This is a genomic window from Barnesiella sp. WM24, from assembly GCF_004570975.1.
In the GTDB taxonomy this organism is placed as follows: domain Bacteria; phylum Bacteroidota; class Bacteroidia; order Bacteroidales; family Muribaculaceae; genus Muribaculum.
Genome location: NZ_SPPC01000024.1, coordinates 1 through 7366 on the forward strand (window position 1 = coordinate 1; position 7366 = coordinate 7366).

Genomic DNA, 7366 nt, shown 5'->3' on the forward strand with positions numbered 1-7366 from the left:
CCCCGTTAGCTCCAAAAAGGCGCGGGGATTTTAGAATTTAAGCACAAATTCTACAATAGTTCTACAAGATGCCAATTTAACCTCGTATCTGGTTGATAGTCAAAGTTGAGTTAGGAGTTTCCTAAACCTTAGATAGCGGTTCGATTCCGCTCCGGGCTACCCACCATCCCGTCCATTCCGGCGGGATGTCTTTTTTATACCTTCCGCCCTTGTATCAACTCCTTGCGTAGGGATACAAAAAATGGGCAAGCTTACTACATCGCACCGCTACAACCCGGTACCGTTGCTCCGATCAAGGCCTGGCGGAGTTCCCGGGGAGCTGGTCGTGTAGGACTTACCCGCTGCAAAGTTACTACTTTTTTCCGTAATGACAATAATTGAAGGTAAAAAATCGTTATAACTTTGTCGCGGAGGCTTCGCGCGCGTGTCGCAGGCTCGGCATGAGCGTAGGCCCCCGCCCTCGGTTATCACCCACTTGCAATATATGAAAAGACTGATTAATAGCATATTCTCCCTTTTGCTGACGCTTTTGTCCATTATGCTTCCGGCAAATATGTCGGCTTATACAGCCGATACATATGCACCTAACTCGGTGTTGTCGTCGGGACGCTGGGTAAAAATCAAGGTTGACGCCACGGGGCTGTACCTCATTCCTGCCGCAACGTTGCAGTCATGGGGATTCACCGACCTTTCGCGTGTGCGCGTGTATGGCTACGGTGGAGAGCCTGTAAGTGACGATTTCAGCCGCGACAATTATGTCGACGACCTGCCTGTGGCACCGATGGAGGTCACTGACCGCGGTGTGGTTTTCTTCGGCAGGGGCGTGGTGAAATGGGAATATGGCAGTCGCAACGGATGGTCCCACACCAGAAATTATTACTCTACGGCAGGCTACTATTTCGTGACTGACAGCGCGGAGGGCGCCTACACGATGGCTTCGACAGGCTCTCCCGCTTCCGGAGGGGCCACGACTTTTACGGAGCTGCTGCTCCACGAGAGCGAACTCGTGTCGGGCGGCTCCACCGGGCATACATTTCTCGGCGAGGACTTTCAGAATACCCGTAGTCATGCATTTGACTTCGTGACCCCCGACCGTGCCGATGACAAGCTGTCGGTCAATTGCTCGTTTGCCACCTGTACTTATGGCGGGTCTACGCGTGTGACCCTGTCGCTTGACGGCAAATCCATACCGACCACTGCTTCCAATACAATCGAGGCGAGTGCCAATGACGGTCACCGCCATTACATACTACAGACTATCCGCCACGCCAATGTCAGCCATGACATTGACGCCCAAAGCGTAAGCCTGGGCGTGACGGCTGCCCCATCCGGGACGGTGAAGCTCGCGCGCCTCGACTACCTTGAGGTGAGCTATCAGCGTCATCTGCGACTTAATGAAGGGCAGCTCCGGTTTCGCCTTGACAGCGGTAGCGCCACGCTATCGGGAGTCTCCGGCTCGACAAGGCTGTGGGATGTGACTGACATCGCCGACCCGAGGCGTGTCGACGGCTCCCTTGCCGGCTCTTCATTGTCATGGGCGGCGGCTTCAGGAGGGATGCGCACCTATGTCGCATGGAATCCCGATGCCAAGTTTCTTACTCCTGAATATGTCGGCTCTGTCCAAAACCAGGACATCCACGGCGCTCCGGTGCCCGACATGGTGATTATCACGGCAAAAGAGTGGCTTACCCATGCCGAGCAGATTGCGGCGCTTCACCGCGACTCCCCCGACAACCCTCTTGACGTGGCGGTATATACGCAAGATGACATATTCAACGAGTTTTCATCAGGAACTCCTGATATAAACGCGTTCAGGCGCCTGCTGAAGATGAACTGGGACCGCGGGGGCGGCTCGTCGTCATCTGACAGCAAGCTTCGTTATGCGCTTCTGCTCGGCAGGGGCATATATGACCACCGCAGGCTCTCTACCGAGGTGAAGTCGATGGACCGCCCGATATTGCTTCAGTGGCAGAGTGTCGACGGAGCCCATGACAATACTTCTTATACCACCGAGGACTATCTTGCCTTTTTGCGCGACGGCTCCGGTAGGTCACCCGCTACCGATTACCATTGTATCGCGGTGGGCAGGATTCCGATTACAACGCAGTCGGAGGCGCAGGTTACCGTCGACAAGCTGCGCGCTTATATCGCCGACGACAATAAGAGCGACTGGAAAAACCGTATCATACTCGCCTGTGACGACGAGGACGACGGAGAGCATCTGGAGCAGACCGAAAAGGTTTACAATGCCATGATTGCCACCGATGCCGGACGCAATAAGATGTTTACCAAGGTCTATGTCGATGCTTTCCCCCTGTTCAACCGGGTAGCCGTCGGGGCTCATGACCGCATGTTCCGCTATCTTAACCAAGGCGTGATGTGGTGGTGGTATATAGGTCATGCCAATACATTCAGCTGGACCGGAGAAGGACTGCTTACGCTGCAGGATCTCGATGCTGTCAACTTCAGGCATCAGCCGATACTGTATGCTGCCACCTGCGACTTCCTCCGCTGGGACCTTATGGATGAGTCAGGTGCCGAGGTGATGTTCTTCAACCCCAACGGCATAATCGCCGCTATTGCCGCCACTCGACCGGTGTTCATCTCTCTTAATGAAAGCATGTCGCTCGCGATGGCTAAGGCAGTCATGGAGGGGGAAGGGTGTACGATAGGCGAGATTCTGCAAAATGCTAAAAACGCCCGGAGCGGTTCAATCAGCGATTCCAATAAACTGCGCTATGTCTTGCTTGGCGACCCTGCCATAGCGCCGGCGTTGCCCGACCACCGGATGGTGCTTGACGCCATCAACGGGGTGGCTGTCGACAAGGAGGAGCAGCCGGTGATAAAAGCGCGTGAGGAAGTGCTGCTTGAGGGGCGTGTCATCGACGCGTCAGGCAACACGGTGCCCGGTTTTGAAGGTGTGCTTGTGCCTACCCTCTATGATGCTGAGTACAGCACCACCAGCCTTGCCCACGGCAAGGGGAAGCCGATTACATTTGAGGAGCAGGGCGACCGCTTGTATATAGGCAAGGAGCAGGTGAAAGAGGGCAAGTTCAGTTTCAAGCTGTCGATGCCATCCGAGATAGCCTACAATTTCCGTCCCGCCGCGCTGAATCTATATGCATCGGCTGCCGACGGCACAGATGCCTCCGGTGTGAACCGCGACTTTTATGTCTACGGTTATGCCGACAATGCCACCGCTGACAACGAGCCTCCTGTGATAGAGCTGTTTGCTCTCAATAACAGCGGCTTTGCCAACGGGCAGACTGTCAATGAGTCGCCCGTCGTAATAGGCAGGGTGAGCGACAATGTGGGCATCAACATCTCGGGTGCGGGCATCGGTCACCAGATGTCGCTGCTGCTTGACGGCACTACTTCTTATTCCGATCTTACCCAGTATTATGAACCGGGCGACGAGGGCCCGTTGAGCGGTTCGTTCAGCTATCCGCTGACAGGACTTGCCGAGGGAGAGCATGAATTGAGACTGAGAGTATGGGACACATCCAATAATTACGCCGAGTCGGTAATCAGCTTCACCGTCAAGAAAGGCACGGTGCCGGAGATAATCAACCTGTATGCCGATGCCAATCCAGCCACAACAGGTGTCAATTTCTACGTAGAGCATAACCGCCCGACAGCGAGGACCGAGGTGACTGTGGCTGTATATGACCTGATGGGGCGCATGGTGTGGAGCGAAAGCCGCACCGACCGCAGCGATACGGCGGGAATGCCGTTTTCGTGGAATCTCACCGACACTGCGGGCCGTCGTGTGTCACGCGGCATATACATCTACCGCGCGACAATGGAGGCTGACGGCGACCGCATGCAAAGCAAGGCAAAGAAAATTGCCGTCGCAGCGCAGTAGCCGCGGCAATATAGTCGCCATATACCGGTTAATTTTTTTGCGGGTTGCCTAATTATTGCTACCTTTGTGCTTACACTATGGCTAATAATCGAACATCATCAGCATCTCGTGACATATTGCCGGAGCCTACTCTGCGGCGATTGCCCTGGTATCTCGCCTATGTGAGCCTGCTCAAAGAGAGTGGGGTGGAGTATGTGTCGTCCACTCAGATTGCCAAGGAGATAAATGTTGATGCGTCAATGATAGCCAAGGATCTGTCATTCCTTAATATAAAGGGAAAGACGAGGATAGGCTACGAAGTGGCGTCGCTCGAACGTGAGCTTCAGGACTTCCTATGCTTCAAGGTCGAGCACAACGCCGTCATGATTGGTGTAGGAAGCCTTGGAAACTCCCTGATACAGGACTCCGGTCTTGTCAACTACGGTCTTGACATCGTGGCGGGATTTGACATAAAGCCTGACAAAGTGGGTCAGCAGGTATGTGGCGTCCCCATCTACGACATAAGCGAGCTGAAAGAGCGTCTTCCCGAGCTGAAGGCTGAAATCGGCATAATCGCCGTGCCTATCGACCACGCCCAGGAGGTGAGCGACCTTCTTGTCGACGCCGGCATAAAGGCGTTGTGGAATTTCTCGCCTTTCCGCATCACAGCCCCTGAAGGAATTGTAATCCAGAATACGTCAATATACGCTCATCTCGCGGTTATGTATAACCGCCTCGGTCTGAGCAAAGCCATGAACCGGGAAAAATGAAAATACTCTCCTTTGACCGAAAACCCGGCTCCGCTGTTGACACCCCCATAGGGGTGGAAATGCTGCCTGACTCCTCGATAATCAAGGATGGCAAGCCATTTTTTGTGCCCTCCTTTTCCAATGAATGGAGCTATCGCCTCGGATTGGCGTTACGCAACGGTCGTCTCGGTAAAAATGTGGGCGAACGATTTGCCTCGCGATATATCGATGCCATGGCATTATGTGTCATCACCCGACCCGATGACGCCGTAGCGGCACATGAAGGCTTGCAACACGCCCTCCTTAACTGCCATGAGGGTGCTATAATACTTGGCGAATGGATGCCGCTGACCGATTCCGCTGCGCCGCTCACTGCTACGATAGGCGATTTCACCGCCGATTTATCAGGTGAGATAGAGAAAGGGATGGCGCTTTTCTCGATGGCAAGCCGTGCGGGCGTCATGAAAATCGGTGACATTATTGTCGCCTGCAATGAGTGCTTTGCTATGAATCTGCCTGTCGACACCCTTGTCGAGGGGACATTGAATCAGTCGCCGGCGCTGCATTTCCGTATAAAGTAGACCAATCATATACTTCTCACATGAATATCTTACGCAGGCTTCGGCTCCTGTTGCCGGGAGTATTGCTTCTGTCAACAGCAAGGTCGGAGGCATCCGACATGCTTGTCATCACGCCTCGCGCGATGGCTGAGGAGGCTGAGGAGCTGGCATCGCTTCACCGCGACCTGCAAGGCTTGTCGGTGACTGTGACCGTCGACTGCGACATCTGTGATAATCCCGATGACGTGGCGGTCAGAGATTATGTGAGGAGTCACTATGCCGACGATGGTCTCCGCTACCTTCTGCTCATAGGCGAGGGCTATGGCGACACTCATTCCGACGCCTGGTATGGCATCATGTCGGCTGACAATGATTTGCGTCAGGAATGGTTTACGATGCCTGATATAGCGGTGGGGCGCATTCCGGCTGTCAATCCCGCTCAACTTGCAGCCTATGTAGAGAAGGCTCGCCGTCATCTTCGGGAGGCAACACCGCGCTATTTCCATGACATACTGATTGCCTGTGACAACGGCGACGGTAATGAACATCTTGACCGTGCCGCACGGCTTGCCCGTGAGTTTGCCGGCTCGGCTGTCCACAAGGCATATATAGACCTTGACCGCCTGATTGACAGCAAAGCTGTCATCACCCGCTCGCGCATCGTCAGGTCTCTGTCAGACGGTGTGGGGTTCATGCTTTATGTAGGTCACGGTAATTCCACTTCTGTCACCGGGGAGGGGCTTTGGGACGTGGCGGGCGCATCCTCGCTGCGAAACAGTCACGCGCCCTGGGCGTTTTTCAGCTCTTGTGCGATAAACTCATTCCGCAACTTCGAGACAACGCTTGCCGAAGCTATGATATATAATCCTGCCGGTGGTGCGATAGGAGTCATCGCCGCTACCGATGCCGTCTACTCGTCTTATAACCAGGAGATAGCACTGAGCTTTGTTGACAAGCGAAACAATATGACCGCGCCCGTTGCCATCGGTGACCTATGGCTTGCGACACAAAGGGAGTGTATAGCTGCCGCCGCAAAGACGCTGAATCCTTACTACGGGCGCAACGTGACCGCTTATACTCTTGCCGCCGACCCGGCTCTTCCATGCTATACCCCTGTGCTTGACGTTGACTGCGTGGTGCCACGGATTGTGAATCCGTGTGAGCGTTTTACTGTCAGCGGCGAGATTTCCGTCGATGAACCGTGTGACGGCTTTGCCGATATTACTGTCTACGCCCCGGCGGTCGGCAAGTCTACGCTGGGTCAGGCGGGGGAGACGCCAAGACAGGTGGCTTGTGGCGGAGTGGAGTTATGGCGCGGAATGGCGCGAGTCACGGGTTCGCGCTTCACGACTGAGGTCAGCTTGCCCGACGTCGGCCCCGGCGATATAAGCATTGCCGTGCATTTTACCGGCGACGACGGTAGGTCGGGCTATGGAAAGTCACCGGAGTTTGCCTTCGGTCCCATGTCGGGACCCGTTCGCGACATCACCCCGCCCGTGATTGAGCTGCGCCATGAATCGGGCTTGCTCATTGCCGAGGTGAGCGATGATGAAAGCGGAGTCAACAGTTCGTCACTGTTGCTCGGCTCCTCTCCCATGATGACAGTCGACGGCTCTGTCAGGATGCCGCTCTCGGTGAGTTGCCTTGATGATGAGGTGACTGTGTTTACCGCCGATGTCAGGCATCTTGCGGCAGGCAGTCATGAGGCAAGTTTTGCGGTAAGTGACAATGCCGGCAACCGGGCTGAAAGCCGCTGTCAGTTCACGCTGGCGGGCAATCACCCCGTCCTTGAACTCAATCTTGACGATGAGGTGGCGAGGGATTATGCCATGTTCTCGTGGAGCCATGACATGACCGGCGAGGTGACCTTTACCGTCATTGTCACCGATATTACGGGCGAGACGGTGTTGAACCGTTCGGTGACCGGTGCCGACAGTTGCTCCTGGTCGCTTGCCGGAGTGGATTCGGGCATATATCTGGTCCGTCTGCTCGCCACCGACGGTGTGCGTCATGTGGCATCGGAGCCACGACGCCTTATTGTCATCCGTTGAAAAACTAAATCCTTACTTCTTGCGTTATATAGGTTAACGTGAGTTCGATATAAGCAATCAGAACAAAGTTAGCTGGTTATCTGTCACAAACTCCAAAGAGATAGACGGTTTCTTTGGAAAAAAACAGTAAGCAGCGATAGCACTCAAGGCATTGGTGATGAA

General features: G+C 54.6%; 4 protein-coding genes and 1 other RNA gene. 4 read left to right on the top strand and 1 reads right to left on the bottom strand.

Annotated elements, in window-relative coordinates; all coding sequences use genetic code 11:
• Window positions 1-240: 240 nt before the first annotated feature.
• Window positions 241-340: signal recognition particle sRNA small type (ffs, locus tag E4T81_RS15380), an RNA gene on the bottom strand.
• 144 nt (window positions 341-484) lie between these two features.
• Between ffs and porU the strand changes: the two genes are divergently transcribed.
• The 4 genes from porU (at window position 485) to E4T81_RS15400 (ending at window position 7204) form a co-directional block, all read left to right on the top strand.
• The gene (gene porU, locus E4T81_RS15385) at window positions 485-3865 is read left to right on the top strand and encodes a type IX secretion system sortase PorU (protein WP_135046129.1); all 3381 of its coding nucleotides are present in this window, start codon (window positions 485-487) and stop codon (window positions 3863-3865) included.
• 77 nt (window positions 3866-3942) lie between these two features.
• Entirely contained in the window at window positions 3943-4614 is a 672-nt protein-coding gene (locus E4T81_RS15390) for a redox-sensing transcriptional repressor Rex (RefSeq protein ID WP_135046131.1), read from the top strand.
• Window positions 4611-5174 carry a hypothetical protein gene (locus tag E4T81_RS15395; RefSeq protein WP_135046133.1) on the top strand — a complete coding sequence of 188 codons (564 nt, stop codon included), beginning with the start codon at window positions 4611-4613 and terminating at the stop codon, window positions 5172-5174. Before E4T81_RS15390 ends, E4T81_RS15395 begins: the two co-directional genes overlap by 4 nt.
• Before the next feature lie 20 nt (window positions 5175-5194).
• The gene (locus E4T81_RS15400; RefSeq protein ID WP_135046135.1) at window positions 5195-7204 is read left to right on the top strand and encodes a C25 family cysteine peptidase; all 2010 of its coding nucleotides are present in this window, start codon (window positions 5195-5197) and stop codon (window positions 7202-7204) included.
• Window positions 7205-7366: the final 162 nt, after the last annotated feature.